Origin of the sequence: Actinosynnema sp. NPDC053489 (genome assembly GCF_044544865.1) — a bacterium.
Lineage (GTDB): Bacteria > Actinomycetota > Actinomycetes > Mycobacteriales > Pseudonocardiaceae > Actinosynnema.
In genome coordinates this window covers 244,749-258,189 of sequence record NZ_JBITXT010000008.1, presented here as the reverse complement: position 1 = coordinate 258,189, position 13,441 = coordinate 244,749, and the positions used below count along the sequence as shown (strand labels likewise).

Genomic DNA, 13,441 nt, shown 5'->3' with positions numbered 1-13,441 from the left:
AATCAGTTGGTGAAGTCGTAGAGGCGGCTCACCCGGTGGATGTCGATCTTCCGCCGCCCCGTGCTGATGATCCCCTCCTCCCGCAGCACGCGCAGCACCCGCACGAGCGATTCCCGGGACGTTCCCGCGATGCCCGCCAACTCCTCCTGGCTCAACGCGACCGCGCCCTGGTCGGCGATCCCCCGCTCCAGCGCCACGTCGATCAGCACGGCGGCGACGCGCTGCGTGGCCGTGCCGCTGATCTGCACCCGCTGGCGGTCCGTGTCGCGCTGCCGCGCCACCACGACGGTCAGCACCGACCACGCGATCCGCGGGTACCGCTGGCACAGGCCGGCGAACGCACCCGCCGACAGCACCAGCGCCCGCACCGCGCCCAAGGCCCGCACCGTCGCCGAGCGCGGCCGTCCGTCCACCGCCGACCGCTCGCCCACGATGTCGCCCGCGCCCCGGACGGCGAGGACCTTCTCGCTGCCGTTCGCGGTGGTCGCGGTCACCCGCAGCAGGCCGCGGCGCACGATCAGCACGTGCCTGGTCACCTCGCCCTCGTGGACGACCACCGTGCCGGAGGGGTAGTCGCGCTCGACACCCGTCGCCGTCAGCACCTGGTGCTCGGAGGGTGTGAGCAGACCCCAGAACCGATCCACGCCCCCACTGTGCCGGGTGATCGTCGTCCACGACGGCGATCACGCCCGCGACCACCCGAACGGCTCGACCACGGGGGACGGGATGCCGAACGCCGGGCGAGCCGGGGAGACCGCCACCCGTCGGCTCCCGCGCCCCGGCCTCGGCTCGCGCACGCCCGGCCGACTCGAACCCCGGCACCGCGACCGGACCGCCCGTTCAGCCCTCGCGGTCCGGCTTCGGCTCGCGCAGGCCCGACCGGCTCGGGCCCTGGCTCAGCAGGGAGGCCGGGCGGACCGCCGCCGTGCCGAACCGCGACCGCGCCTGGTCGGCCGCCTGCTCCGCCTCGCGCCACCCCCGCTCCGGCGCGTCGAACATCAGCTGCTCCCCGTCGTCACCCTCGACGAGCTGCTCGATCCGCACCCCGATCAGGCGCACCGCACCCGGCGGCACCTGCTCCTCCAGCAGGGCGGACGCCGTCTTGTAGACCTCCTGCGTCACGTCCGTGGCGACCCGCAGCGTCCTGGACCGGGTGATCGTGGTGAAGTCGGCGAACCTCACCTTGATCGACACCGTGCGCCCGCGCAGCCCCCGCGCCCGCAGCGTCGCCGCCGAGCGCTCCGACAGCCGCAGCAGCTCCCGGCGCAGCAGCTCCCGGTCGAAGTGGTCGACCTCGAAGGTCTCCTCCGCGCCGATCGACTTCTCCCGCACCGACGGCACGACCGGCCGGTCGTCGTGCCCCTGCGACAACGCGTGCAGGTGCTCGGCCAGCGCCACCCCGATGAGCCGGCGCAGGCGCGGCAGCGGCGTCGCGGCCACGTCCGCCACCGTCTCCAGGCCCACCCGCTCGAGGTGCTCGGCCGTCCGCTGCCCCACGCCCCACAGCGCCGACACCGGCAGCGGGTGCAGGAACGACAGCACCTCCGCGCGCGGCACGACCATCATCCCGTCCGGCTTGCACATCCCCGAGGCGAGCTTGGCCAGGAACTTCGTCGGGGCCACGCCCACCGAGCAGGTGATCCCGTGCGCCTGCTCCACCTGCTCCCGGATCAGCTCGGCGATCTGCGCCGGGCTCGACCGCAGCCGCTTCAGCGCCCCGCTGACGTCGAGGAACGCCTCGTCCAGGCTCAGCGGCTCCACCAGCGGCGTGATGTCGCGGAAGATCGACATCGCCCCGCGCGAGACCTCCTGGTAGCGGGCGAAGTTCGGCGGCACGAACACCGCGTGCGGTGCGAGCCTGCGGGCGTGCGAGGTCGGCATCGCCGAGCGCACGCCGAACTCGCGGGCGAGGTAGTTGGCCGACGCGACCACGCCCCGGTTCGCCGTGCCGCCCACGACCACCGGCTTGCCCGCCAGCTCGGGCCGGTCGCGGATCTCGACCGACGCGTAGAAGGCGTCCATGTCCACGTGCAGCATCGGGCAGCCCGTGTCGTCCGGCCAGACGTCGCCGCGGGCGCGGAAGCGCTCGACCAGGCCGCGCGGGAGGTTGGCGCTGCGGCCCACAGACCCACCCCAATCCAGAGCCGAACACCCGTTCGAGACTCTACTCCAAGCGGTAGGCCCGGTGCGCGTTCTCCCACCCGATCAGGTGGGCGATCCGCTCGGCGTCCGCCACCGCGAAAGCATGCCCCCGCAACCCCGCGGACAGGAAATCGGACAGCGCGCGGCGGAAGAACAGCGCGCCCAGGTAGTACAGCTCGGCCAGCGCGAACGCGTCGGTGGAGAACAGGAACTTCCCGAACGGCACGATCTCCAGCGCCTCCGCCAGCACCCGGCTCGCCTGGTGCGCCACCGCGTGCGTGGTCAGCCCCAGGTCCACGAACACGTGCGGGAACACCTGCGCGAGGTACCCGGCGTTGCGGTGGAACGGGTAGTTGTGCAGGAGCATGACCGGCACGCCCAGCGGCGCGGTGGCCCGCAGCAGGTCGGTGAGCAGCAGCGGGTCGCACCGGTGCAGCGAGAGGTCCGCGTCGCCGAAGCCGACGTGGAACTGCACGGGCAGCCGCCGGTCCAGCGCCTCCCAGACCAGGAACCGGCTGATCACCTCGTCCGCGCACCGCGGCGAGCCGGAGCGCAGCCACCGGTCGGCCGCCGCGACGACCTCGGCGTCCGAGGGCCGCGCGGGGTCCAGCTCCAACCCCACCCGGTAGGCCGCGATCGACTTCGCCGCGACCGCCCGCGACGCGTCCAGCCCGGCCCGCACCCGCTCCGGGAACCCCGACGCGCCCTCGGGCACGACGTCCTCCGCCAACCGCTCCAGCCGCAGCACGGGCAGTTCACGCGAACCGGTGAACGTCGCCGGCCCCACCAACCCCTCCGGCCACGCGCCGTCGTCCACCAGGAACGTCGAGATGCCCGCCGCCGACACCAGCGCCCGGTTCACCTCCGCCGCGCCCAGCGACCGCCGCCGGGCCAGGTAGGCGTCGGCGGGCGCGAGCGTGGGCAGGTCCAGCAGCGGGGCGCACCAGCGCCGCACCGCCAGGCCCAGCGACGAGTCGAACAGCGACGTGCCCAGCGGCGACGGCGAGTCGGCCTCGGTCAGGTGCGACTCGAAGCCGGTCCGGTCCAGGTCCGCGCCGAGCACCCCGTGGCAGTGGTGGTCCACGAGGTGCAGCGACGCCACCCAGGGCAGCAAGTGGTCCACTTGTTGAACAGTAACGACCTGGTGTAACCACGCCAGGTGGACAACGCGGAGCGGGAGCACCGACGCGCGCTGGCGGCCGAACTGGTGGACGACCTGCTGGAGCAGGACGTCGTGGCGGTCGCGCTGACCTGGGTCGACCACAGCGGCATCACCCGGGTGAAGTCCGTGCCGCTGGCCGGGCTGCCCCGGGCCGCCGCGGACGGCGTCGGCGCGTCACCGGTGTTCGACGCCTTCCTGCTGGACGACACGGTGGTCGCCGGTCGGCACGCGGGCGGCCCGGTCGGCGACCTGCGGCTGCGCCCCGACCTGGACCGGCTCACCGTGCTCGCGGGCCAGCCCGGCTGGGCGTGGGCGCCCGCCGACCGCTTCGACCAGCACGGCGAGCCGCACCCGCAGGACGAGCGCGGCCTGGCGCGGGCGGTGGCCGACCGGCTCATGGTGCACGGCTACGAGGTGCAGGCGGGCTTCGAGGTGGAGTGGGTCGTCGGCGAGGGCGACACCGACGAGTTCCGACCGGCCGCCACCGGGCCCGCGTACGGCCACGCCCGCCAGGTCGAGCTGTCCGACTACGCGGCGGACCTGCTGTCGGCGCTGGCCGAGCAGGACGTGGAGGTGCTGCAGTTCCACCCCGAGTACGCGCCGGGGCAGTTCGAGCTGTCCACCACGCCCGAGGACCCGGTGCACGCGGCCGACACGTCGGTGCTGGTCCGGGAGACGATCCGGGCCATCACGCTGCGGCACGGCCTGCGCGCGTCGTTCTCGCCGAAGGTCACCGCCGACGGCGTCGGCAACGGCGGTCACCTGCACCTGAGCCTGTGGCGCGGCGGCCGCAACCTGTTCGACGGCGGCGACGGCTGGTTCGGGCTGACCGAGGACGCCGAGGCGTTCGCGGCGGGCGTGCTGCGGCGGCTGCCGGCGCTGTGCGCGATCGGCGTCCCGTCGGTGGCCGGCTACCTGCGGCTGGTGCCCCACCACTGGGCGGGCGCGTTCGCGGTGTGGGGGCTGGAGAACCGGGAGGCGGCGTTGCGCCTGGTGGCGGGCCGCGACCTGGAGGTCAAGTGCTTCGACCTGTCGGCGAACCCCTACCTGGTGGTGGCGGCCACGATGGCGGCCGGGCTGGCCGGGGTCGTGGACCGGGCGCGGCTGCCCGAACCGGTCGGGGTGGACCCGGCGTCGCTGCCCGGCGCGCCGCGCCTGCCGGCGTCCCTGGAGGAGGCCGTGGCGGCGTTCGAGGCGGACGAGGTGCTGACCGAGGCGTTCGGCGCGGAGTTGGCCGAGACGATCGCGGACGTGCGGCGCGGCGAGATCGCCCGGTTCGCCGACTGCTCACCGGAGGAGGTCGCCGCGCTGACCCGCTGGCGGCACTGAGGGGCCGTCACACGCCGTGCCGGGACTCTTCCATCGCCTTGCGCAACCTCGCCAGGGCCCGGTGCTGGGCCACCCGGACCGCGCCGGGGGTGGAGCCGACCGCCTCGGCGGTCTCCTCGGCGGACATGCCCAGCACGACGCGCAGCACCAGGATCTCGCGCTGGCGGTCGGGCAGCACGTCCAGCAGCCGCCCCATCCGCTCGGACAGCTCGCCCTGCAGCGCCCGCTGCTCGGGACCGGGTTCGACACCCGGGCTGTCGGGCAGCTCCGGCACGGACTCGGCGCGGTTGCGCGCCGACGCGCGGTGGGCGTCGGCGACCTTGTGGGCCGCGATCCCGTACACGAACGCCAGGAACGGCCTGCCCTGCTCCCGGTAGTTGGGCAGCGCCTTCAGCACGGCGAGGCAGACCTCCTGGGCCACGTCCTCCGCCGACGCCGACGACCGCTGGCCCTGGCCGATCCGGGCCCGGCAGTACTTCACGACCACGGGCCTGATCTCGGCCAGCAACGCCTCGACCGCCCGGCGGTCACCCCGGACCGCCCCTTCGACGTGCGACTCCGGTCCCCCTTCCACCCGTGCCGGGGAGGACATGACGTCATCGCGCCGCCGCACGGCCATCACCGACTTCCCCACGTCGCCGCCAAGACGCGGCACGACCGAACGACCAACCACTGCTGCTGCCATCGCGAGCTCCTCGGCGTCCGCGCGCTGGACGACCCTCGGGGGCACATGCGAACGCGACGCCCATCCCACGCACGGATGACGCGAGTCTCGGAAAGTTGCTCCAAATGGCCGCGTTTAGGTCGCTAACGGATTAACAGGCATCCGCGAACGGCTGCGCTGCGTAACCATAGACCGTTCGACCTCCCGGCGCAGCCTCGTCAGCGCCCGGTGCTGCGCCACCCGCACGGCGCCGGGCGTCGCGTCCACCGCGGCGGCGGTCTGCTCGGCCGTCAGCCCGACCACGACCCGCAGCACCAGCACCTCGCGCTGCTTCTCCGGCAGCAGGCGCAGCAACCGGCCCATCCGGTGCGACAGCTCCACCCGCAACGCCGACTGCTCGGGACCGACCTGGTCGTCGTCCGGCAGGTCGGGCAGCTCCGGCACCGGCTCGGCGCGGTTGCGCAACGACGCCCGGTGCGCGTCCGCCACCTTGTGCGCCGCGATCCCGTACACGAACGCCAGGAACGGCCTGCCGTGGTCCTTGTACGTCGGCAGCGCCGTCAGCAGCGCCAGGCACACCTCCTGGGCCACGTCGTCGGCCGACGCGGCGGAGCGCTCCTGGCCGCCCACGCGGGCACGGCAGTAGCGCACGACGAGCGGGCGCACCGCGGCCAGCAGCGACGCGATCGCCCGGCGATCGCCCGCGACGGCGGCGCGCACGTCGTCCTCGAAGTCCTCGGACGCGGTCGCGGCCATCAACCGGTCCCGGCTAAGTGCGGGTCTCCCACGGGTGTTCCTCTGCGGTAGGCGGCGGAAGGGTTCGTTCTACTGCACTCAGGCGGGCTTGCGGCCCAGGACGTGCAGGCGGGCGGCCACGTCGCGCAGCGGCGGGCGGGTCGACGCCGCCAGCTCCAGCTCCGCCAGCGCCTCCGCCGCGCCCGGGCTCGCCTCCAGCACGGAGCCCGGGACCAGGTCCGACACCACGCCGTGCCCCTGCACCAGCTCCACCTTCAGGCCCGCGGCCAGCACCGACGCCTCCAACCCGGCCACGTCGAACCGGCGCAGCAGCGGGTCGCGGGTGCCGGCGAGCTGACCGGCCTCGTCGTCCAGCAGCCGCCGCGCGTCCACCAGGCGGCCGGCGATCGCCCGGTGCAGCACGGCCGCGTACCGGTTCGCCACCAGCAGCGACACCGCGCCGCCCGGGGTGGCGGCGGCGGCCAGCGCGGTCAGGGCGGCCGCGACGTCGTCCACGACCTCCAGCAGGCCGTGCCCCAGCACCAGGTCGGCCGAGCCGTCGAGGTCCAGCGCGTCCGTGTCGCCCTGGACGGCCGTGATCCGGTCCACCACGCCCTCGTCGGTCGCCCGGCGGTGCAGCGTGGCCAGCGCGTCCGGGCTCGGGTCGACCACCGTCACCGAGCACCCGGCCACCGCCAGCGGCACGGCCCACACGCCGCTGCCGCCGCCCACGTCGAGCACGCGCGGCGGTTCACCGCCCCGGCGGTCCCGCGCGGCGGTCAGCTCGGCGTCGAGCACCCTTTGTACGGCGTCCGGTCGCATGGACGTAGAGCGTAAGGGCCGTAGGCTGCACTACGTGCATACGGTGGCGGTGCTCAGCCTCAAGGGTGGCGTTGGGAAGACGACGGTCGCGCTCGGTCTCGCGTCGGCGGCGCTGCGGCGCGGTGTGCGCACGCTGGTCATCGACCTCGACCCGCAGTGCAACGCCACCTCGACGCTCGAACCCGACGACACCGAGGCCAGCATCTACGACGTCCTGCAGGACCCGAGCCGCGAAACGCTCGACAAGGCGATCGCGCCGAGCGCCTGGGGTGAGGGCGTCGACGTCCTGGCCGGTTCGGAGGACGCCGAGTCGCTGAACCACCCGGACCCGGGCGAGACGCGGCTGGGCAAGCTGCGGGAGGCGCTGCGGCTGCTGCAGGACGACGAGGAGCCCTACCAGCTCGTCCTGCTGGACTGCCCGCCGTCGCTGGGCCAGCTGACCAGGTCGGCGCTGGTCGCGGCGGACCGCGCGCTGCTGGTGACCGAGCCCACGATGTTCGCGGTGGCGGGCGTGCAGCGGGCGTTCGAGGCGGTGCAGGCCGAGCGCGAGCACAACGCCGACCTGCAGCCGCTGGGCGTGGTGGTGAACCGGGTGCGGCCGAGGTCGCACGAGCACCAGTTCCGCATCGACGAGCTGCGGGAGATCTTCGGGCCGCTGGTGATGCCGGTGGCGCTGCCGGACCGGTTGGCGGTGCAGCAGGCCCAGGGCGCGTGCATGCCCATCCACGAGTGGGGCACCCCCGGTGCGCGCGAGGTGGCGCTGGCGTTCAACCTGCTGCTGGCGCGGATCCTGCGGATCAGCCGCAGCAGGCGTCGGGCCGTGCACCGCGACTTCGACGACGAGGAGATCGAGGAGGCGGTGGAGGCGTGAGCACGACCGCGCTCCTGGCGTTCACCGCCGCGGCGGTCCTGCTGACGATCACGCCGGGCCTGGACACGATGATGCTGCTGCGCATGGTGCTCGGCGGCGGGCGGCGGGCCGGGGTCGTCGGCGGGTTCGGCACCACGCTGGGCTGCCTGGTGTGGGGCGCGGCGAGCATCGCGGGGCTGACGGCGCTGCTGGTGGCCTCGCGGTTGGCCTACGACCTCGTCCGGTACGCGGGCGCGGCCTACCTGCTGTGGTTGGGCGGGTCGGCGCTGTGGAAGTCGTGGCGCGGCACGAGCGAGCGGCCGACCGACGCGCCGGCGATCACGCCCCGGCAGGCGTTGCGGACCGGGTTCACCACGAACCTGCTCAACCCCAAGATCGGTGTGTTCTACCTGAGCCTGCTGCCCCAGTTCCTGCCGTCCGACCAGGCGTCGGCCGGGTGGGGCGCGCTGCTGGTGGGCGTGCACGTGGCCGTCGGCCAGGTGTGGCAGCTCGTGGTGGTGTGGCTGGCCGGGCGGGCGGTGGTCGTGCTGACCAGGCCCGCGGTCCGGCGGTGGACCGAGCGGCTGACCGCGTCCGTGCTGGTCGGGTTCGGCCTGAAGGTGGCTTTCGACAGCGGTGCCCGAGGGTGACACGGTCTTCCTGGCCGGGCACCGCCTCAACGAGGCGCTGGCCGGCCGGCGGGTCGTGCGCGGGGAGCTGCGGCACCCGCGGTGGGCCACGGCCGACCTGGGCGGGCGGGACGTGCTGGAGGTGCGTTCGGTCGGCAAACACCTGTTCACCCGGTTCTCCGGCGACCTGAGCCTGCACAGCCACTTCCGGATGGACGGCGCCTGGCACCTCTACCGGCCGGGCGAGCGCTGGCGGCGCCCCGCGCACCAGGTGCGGGCGCTGCTGGAGGTGCCGGACCGGGTGGCGGTGGGGTTCGCGCTGCACGACCTGGAGCTGCTGCCGACCGGGCAGGAGTCGCGCCTGGTCGGGCACCTGGGGCCGGACCTGCTGGGTGACTGGGACGACTCGCGCGCCGCCGAGGCCGCCGCCCGGCTGGCCGCCGACCCGGACCGGGAACTCGGCCTGGCCCTGCTGGACCAGCGGGTGATGGCGGGCGTGGGGAACCTCTACAAGGCCGAGGTGTGCTTCCTGCTCGGCGTCTCGCCGTGGAGCCCGGTGTCGTCCGTGGACCCGGCGGAGGCGGTGCGGCTGGCGCGCAAGCTGCTGCTGGCCAACGCGTGGCGGCCGGAGCAGATCACCACCGGCCTGCCGGGGCGCGGGCGTGAGCACTGGGTGTTCGAGCGGGGTGGCAGGCCGTGCCGGCGCTGCGGGACCAGGGTGCGCGTCGGCGGGCAGGGCGCGGGGGTGCTGGAGCGGCCCGCGTACTGGTGCCCGCGCTGCCAACCAGGGCCGATCGCCTAGGGTTGCCGCCGTGGTCTACAAGAACGTGGTGCGCAAGGCGTTGTTCCGGATGCACGGCGGCGACGCGGAGCGGGTCCACGAGACCACCCTCGGCGCGCTGGCCGCGCTCAGCCCGGCGGCGAAGCTGGTCAAGCGCCGGCCCGCCCTGGAGCGCACGGTCTTCGGCGTGCGGTTCCCCAACCCGGTGGGCCTGGCGGCCGGGCTGGACAAGAACGGTCGGGCGCTGCCCGCGTGGGGCGCGCTCGGGTTCGGGTTCGTCGAGGTGGGCACGGTCACCCGGCACCCGCAGCCGGGCAACCCGAAGCCGCGCCTGTTCCGGCTGCGCGACAGCGAGGCGATCATCAACCGGATGGGCTTCAACAACGACGGCGCGCTGGAGCTGGCCAACCGGCTGGACCGCCTCGGGCCGCTCGCCGTGCCGCTGGGCATCAGCCTCGGCAAGTCCAAGGTCACACCGGTGGAGGACGCGGTCGAGGACTACCGGACGTCCCTGCGCGCCCTGTACCGGCACGGCGACTACTTCGCGATCAACATCAGCTCGCCCAACACGCCCGGCCTGCGCAGCCTGCAGGACCGCGGCGCGCTGACCGAGCTGCTGTCCGCGCTCGACGCCGCGGCGCGCGACCTGGCCGGGTCGGCGCCGCGCAAGCCGCTCCTGGTCAAGATCGCGCCCGACCTGACCGACGAGGCGATCGGCGAGCTGCTGGAGGTGTGCTCGGCGCACGGGGTCAGCGGCCTGATCGCGACCAACACCACGTTGTCGCGCGAGGGGCTGGCGCCGGCCGACCGCCACCTGGCGCACGAGGCGGGCGGGCTGAGCGGCCGGCCGCTGGCCGCGCGCGCCCGCGAGGTGGTGCGGTTCATCAGCCGGGAGACCGGCGGCGCGCTGCCCGTCATCGGCGTCGGCGGCATCGCGGGCCCGGACGACGCCAAGCGGATGCTGGACGCGGGTGCGAGCCTGCTGCAGGTCTACACCGGGTTCATCTACGAGGGGCCGGGGCTGGTCGGTCGCATCAACCGCGCGCTGCGGTGACGGCCGCGGCCCGGTTCAGGCACCGCGCGCGGTGCCCAGCCGGCGCAGCACCGGGTGCAGAATCACGACCAGCAGCGAGCCCCAGACCAGGCCGCCCAGCTCCATGTCCCCGAGCCGGAGGGTGAGGTCGCCCACGCCTGCCACCAGGGCGGCGCCGCCGACCAGCGCGTTGCCCGGGTGGGTGAGGTCGACCCGGTTGTCCGTCCACACCCGCACGCCGACCAGGCTGATGAGGCCGAGCAGCACCAGGGTCGCGCCGCCGACCACGCCCGCCGGGATGGTCGAGAGCAGCGCGGTGGCCTTCGGCGAGAACGAGATCAGCACCGCGGCCACGCCCGTCACCGCGTACGCGGCGGTGGAGAAGACCCTGGTCACGCCCATCACGCCGATGTTCTCGGAGTAGGTGGTGGTGCCGGAGCCGCCGCCGAGCCCCGCCAGCGCGGTGGACACGCCGTTGGCGATGACCGAGTCGCCGACGTTGCCGTCAAGGTTGCGGCCGGTCAGCGCGCCGATCGCCTTCACGTGCCCGACGCTCTCCGCGACCAGCACGATCACCACCGGCAGCACGAGCAGGGTGACCGACGGGCGCAGCTCCGGCGAGTGGAACTCGGGCAGGCCGAACCAGGCGGCCCGGCCCACCGCGGCCGTGTCGACCAGGCCGAGCCAGAAGCCGAGCGCCCAGCCGACGACCACGCCGAGGAACACGGAGAAGCGGAACGCCAGGCCCCGGCCGAGCACGCCGCACAGCAGGATGACGCCGAGCGTCACCGCCGCGAGCAGGGGCTGCCGGGCGAACGACTCCGTGGCCCGGTGCGACAGGTTGAGCCCGATGAGCACGACCACCGCGCCGGTCACCACCGGCGGCATCACGGTCTCCAGCAGCCGCACGCCCAGCGCCTTCACCGCCACCCCGATGATGATCACCAGCAGGCCCGCGGCGAGCACGCCGCCGAGCTGCGCGGCGATGCCCTCGTCGCGGGCGGCGGACAGCGGCGCGATGAACGCGAACGACGCGCCGAGGTAGCTGGGCACGCGGTTGCGGGTGATCAGCAGGAACAGCAGGGTGCCGACGCCGGAGAACAGCAGGGTGGTGCTGACCGGGAGGCCGGTAGTGGCGGGGACGAGGATCGTGGCACCTGCCATGGCGACCAGGTGCTGGGCGCCGAAACCGACGGTGCGCGGCCAGCTCAGCCGCTCCTGGGGCGCGACGGCGTCACCCCCGGTGTGGCGGCCATCGCCGCGCACGGTCCACAACGCCACTCAACGACCTCCCCGGCGACCAGGACGGACCACGCTGTCCGACCCAGGGATCCTGCCACGCCAAGTAGTGGCTGCGGCTATGTAACGGTCTGATAATCACACGATCGCAGCAGCGTACGCCACTACGAGCGCGAGGTTGGCTCAACTTCGCTACGCAACGTGACGTAATCGGGTTCGTGCAGATGGCGGTGTACCCGTCGATGCGGAACTCCGCAGCTCCTCAGCGGGACAGTTCCCGCAACGCCGAGGCCAGGCCGGCGAGGTGGTCCGTCGCCTCGACCAGCACCTGCCGGGGGTGGGAGGCGGTGCTCTCGGCGAGCACCCGACCGGCCGCGGCGACCAGGCCGCAGTAGCCGTCCACGCCCTCGTCCAACTGGGCCCGCAGCCTGCGCACGCCCTCGACCAGCGGGGCGCGGTCCAGCGGCGGAGCGGTGTCGCGGGCCCGTTCCACCGCCTGGAGCTGGCGGGACACGGCCCGGATCGCCGAGGACGCCTCCGCGCCGGTCGCCCGGGCCTGCTCGACCGAGTCGGCGGGGACGGACGTCAACGCCGCCGAGTCGAGCTGGCGCAGCAGCTCCCGCAGCGTGTCCTCGGCGTCCTCCAGCCGTTCCACCGGCAGGCGGGCGGCGGAGGACCGGGCGGGCAGCGGCTCGCGCACCGGCGCGGACTCCAGCTGCCTCCTCCGGGCGTTGATGTCCCGCATCTTCAGGTTCGTGCGCACGGCCAGCACGGCGGTCCCGGCGAACCCGAGGGCCGCGCCGACCCCCACGCCGGGGCCGATCACGCCCACGATCGCCAGCGTGCCGACGGTCGTGAGCAGGGCCAGCACGATCAGCCAGAAGGTCAGCACGCGGCTCGACCGGCGGTAGCGCCGGTCGAGCTTCGCGCGCGGGTCGTTCCAGGCGGCGTAGCGCCGCTTGACCTGGTCCGCGAGTTGCCCCTGGAGCTGGCCGCCGATGACCTGGGCGATCTCGCCGGCCACCCTCCGCCGGGGATCCATCGCGGACACCACCCCCTCAGCCCTGGCTCGCGGGCGGGTTCTGCCGCAGCTGCTGGGTCGGCTGGGCCTGCGCCTGCTGGACCCGCTGCTGGATCTCCTGCTGGATGCTCGCGCCCGCCGACTGGCCGCTGGTGACCTCGCCGGCGACCTTGCCGCCGCCCATGGACGCGCGGATCTGCTCCAGCCGCGACTGGCCCGCCAGCTCGGTGGTCGACTGCTGGACCTCCAGCATCCGGCCCTGCACCGAGTTCTGCGCCAGCTCCGCGGACCCGAGCGCGGTGGTGTACCGCTTCTCGATCTTGTCGCGGATCTCCTCCAGCGACGGCGTGTTGCCCGGCGCGGCCAGCTCGGTCATCTGGCGCAGCGAGTGGGAGACCTGCTCCTGCATCTTCGCCTGCTCCAGCTGGCTGAGCAGCTTGGTGCGCTCGGCGAGCTTGGTCTGCAGGACCATCGCGTTGCGCTCGACGGCCTGCTTGGCCTGCGTCGCGGCCTGCAGCGCCTGGTCGTGCAGCGTCTTCAGGTCCTCGATGCTCTGCTCGGCGGTGACGAGCTGGGTGGCGAAGCCCTGCGCGGCGGTCTCGAACTGCGTCGCCCGCTGCTCGTCACCCTTGGCGCGGGCCTCGTCGGCGAGCACCAGCGCCTGGCGTGCGGACGCCTGGAGCTTCTCGACCTCGCCGAGCTGCCGGTTGAGCTTCATCTCGAGCTGGCGCTGGTTGCCGATCACGGCGGCGGCCTGCTGCGACAACGCCTGGTGCTGCCGCTGCGCCTCCTCGATGGCCTGCTGGATCTGCACCTTCGGGTCGGCGTGCTCGTCGATCTTGGACGAGAACGCCGCCATGAAGTACTTCCACGCCTTCACGAAAGGGTTGGCCATCTCCTACGCCTGCCTTCTCCGCACTTTCCTGGCTCGCGCTCGTGATTGGCAACGACCCGGTGCCGGTGTTGGTTCCATCGTGTCAGTTGTCCCGCGCTGCTTCCACCGACCTGGGGAGATATCCGGGTTCACCCTGAGT

At 73.9% G+C, this 13,441-nt stretch carries 14 protein-coding genes; 5 read left to right on the top strand and 9 right to left on the bottom strand.

Features of this window, described 5'->3' with window-relative positions:
- Positions 1-2: 2 nt before the first annotated feature.
- From ACIGNX_RS20865 to ACIGNX_RS20855, 3 genes are all read right to left on the bottom strand, one after another.
- On the bottom strand, positions 3-644 hold the full coding sequence (locus ACIGNX_RS20865) for a Crp/Fnr family transcriptional regulator (RefSeq protein ID WP_396542311.1): 642 nt from the start codon (positions 642-644) through the stop codon (positions 3-5).
- 196 nt (positions 645-840) lie between these two features.
- A complete protein-coding gene (locus tag ACIGNX_RS20860) occupies positions 841-2,124 on the bottom strand; it encodes a DNA polymerase IV (RefSeq protein WP_396542310.1) in 1,284 nt (427 codons plus the stop codon).
- Positions 2,125-2,164: 40 nt separating this feature from the next.
- A complete protein-coding gene (locus ACIGNX_RS20855; protein ID WP_396542309.1) occupies positions 2,165-3,265 on the bottom strand; it encodes an amidohydrolase family protein in 1,101 nt (366 codons plus the stop codon).
- Between the two features lie 36 nt (positions 3,266-3,301).
- Here ACIGNX_RS20855 and ACIGNX_RS20850 point away from each other — a divergent pair, with 36 nt between their 5' ends.
- A complete protein-coding gene (locus tag ACIGNX_RS20850; protein WP_396542308.1) occupies positions 3,302-4,633 on the top strand; it encodes a glutamine synthetase family protein in 1,332 nt (443 codons plus the stop codon).
- 7 nt (positions 4,634-4,640) lie between these two features.
- Here the strand turns inward: ACIGNX_RS20850 and ACIGNX_RS20845 are convergent, their stop codons facing one another.
- The 3 genes from ACIGNX_RS20845 to ACIGNX_RS20835 form a co-directional block, all read right to left on the bottom strand.
- The gene (locus ACIGNX_RS20845) at positions 4,641-5,225 is read right to left on the bottom strand and encodes a sigma-70 family RNA polymerase sigma factor (RefSeq protein ID WP_396542465.1); all 585 of its coding nucleotides are present in this window, start codon (positions 5,223-5,225) and stop codon (positions 4,641-4,643) included.
- A gap of 207 nt (positions 5,226-5,432) precedes the next feature.
- On the bottom strand, positions 5,433-6,053 hold the full coding sequence (gene shbA / locus ACIGNX_RS20840) for an RNA polymerase sigma factor ShbA (protein ID WP_396542307.1): 621 nt from the start codon (positions 6,051-6,053) through the stop codon (positions 5,433-5,435).
- A gap of 78 nt (positions 6,054-6,131) precedes the next feature.
- Positions 6,132-6,854 carry a class I SAM-dependent methyltransferase gene (locus ACIGNX_RS20835; RefSeq protein ID WP_396542306.1) on the bottom strand — a complete coding sequence of 241 codons (723 nt, stop codon included), beginning with the start codon at positions 6,852-6,854 and terminating at the stop codon, positions 6,132-6,134.
- A gap of 34 nt (positions 6,855-6,888) precedes the next feature.
- On the opposite strand from ACIGNX_RS20835, the gene ACIGNX_RS20830 reads away from it, so the two are divergent.
- The 4 genes from ACIGNX_RS20830 to ACIGNX_RS20815 are packed head-to-tail and all read left to right on the top strand — an operon-like array spanning position 6,889 to position 10,168.
- Positions 6,889-7,725 (top strand): ParA family protein, encoded by an 837-nt coding sequence (locus tag ACIGNX_RS20830; protein ID WP_396542305.1) that lies wholly within the window; start codon positions 6,889-6,891, stop codon positions 7,723-7,725.
- On the top strand, positions 7,722-8,354 hold the full coding sequence (locus ACIGNX_RS20825) for a LysE family translocator (protein ID WP_396542304.1): 633 nt from the start codon (positions 7,722-7,724) through the stop codon (positions 8,352-8,354). Before ACIGNX_RS20830 ends, ACIGNX_RS20825 begins: the two co-directional genes overlap by 4 nt.
- Entirely contained in the window at positions 8,341-9,135 is a 795-nt protein-coding gene (locus tag ACIGNX_RS20820; protein WP_396542303.1) for a DNA-formamidopyrimidine glycosylase family protein, read from the top strand. Before ACIGNX_RS20825 ends, ACIGNX_RS20820 begins: the two co-directional genes overlap by 14 nt.
- A 10-nt stretch (positions 9,136-9,145) precedes the next feature.
- Positions 9,146-10,168: a quinone-dependent dihydroorotate dehydrogenase gene (locus ACIGNX_RS20815; RefSeq protein WP_396542302.1), complete on the top strand. Its 1,023-nt coding sequence runs from the start codon at positions 9,146-9,148 to the stop codon at positions 10,166-10,168.
- Positions 10,169-10,183: 15 nt separating this feature from the next.
- On the opposite strand, the gene ACIGNX_RS20810 is transcribed toward ACIGNX_RS20815, so the two are convergent.
- The 3 genes from ACIGNX_RS20810 to ACIGNX_RS20800 form a co-directional block, all read right to left on the bottom strand.
- The gene (locus ACIGNX_RS20810) at positions 10,184-11,428 is read right to left on the bottom strand and encodes a uracil-xanthine permease family protein (RefSeq protein WP_396542301.1); all 1,245 of its coding nucleotides are present in this window, start codon (positions 11,426-11,428) and stop codon (positions 10,184-10,186) included.
- Positions 11,429-11,648: 220 nt separating this feature from the next.
- Complete coding sequence (locus ACIGNX_RS20805; RefSeq protein ID WP_396542300.1) at positions 11,649-12,428, bottom strand: hypothetical protein; 780 nt, start codon at positions 12,426-12,428, stop codon at positions 11,649-11,651.
- Between the two features lie 16 nt (positions 12,429-12,444).
- The gene (locus tag ACIGNX_RS20800; protein ID WP_396542299.1) at positions 12,445-13,302 is read right to left on the bottom strand and encodes a PspA/IM30 family protein; all 858 of its coding nucleotides are present in this window, start codon (positions 13,300-13,302) and stop codon (positions 12,445-12,447) included.
- Between the last annotated feature and the right edge of the window lie 139 nt (positions 13,303-13,441).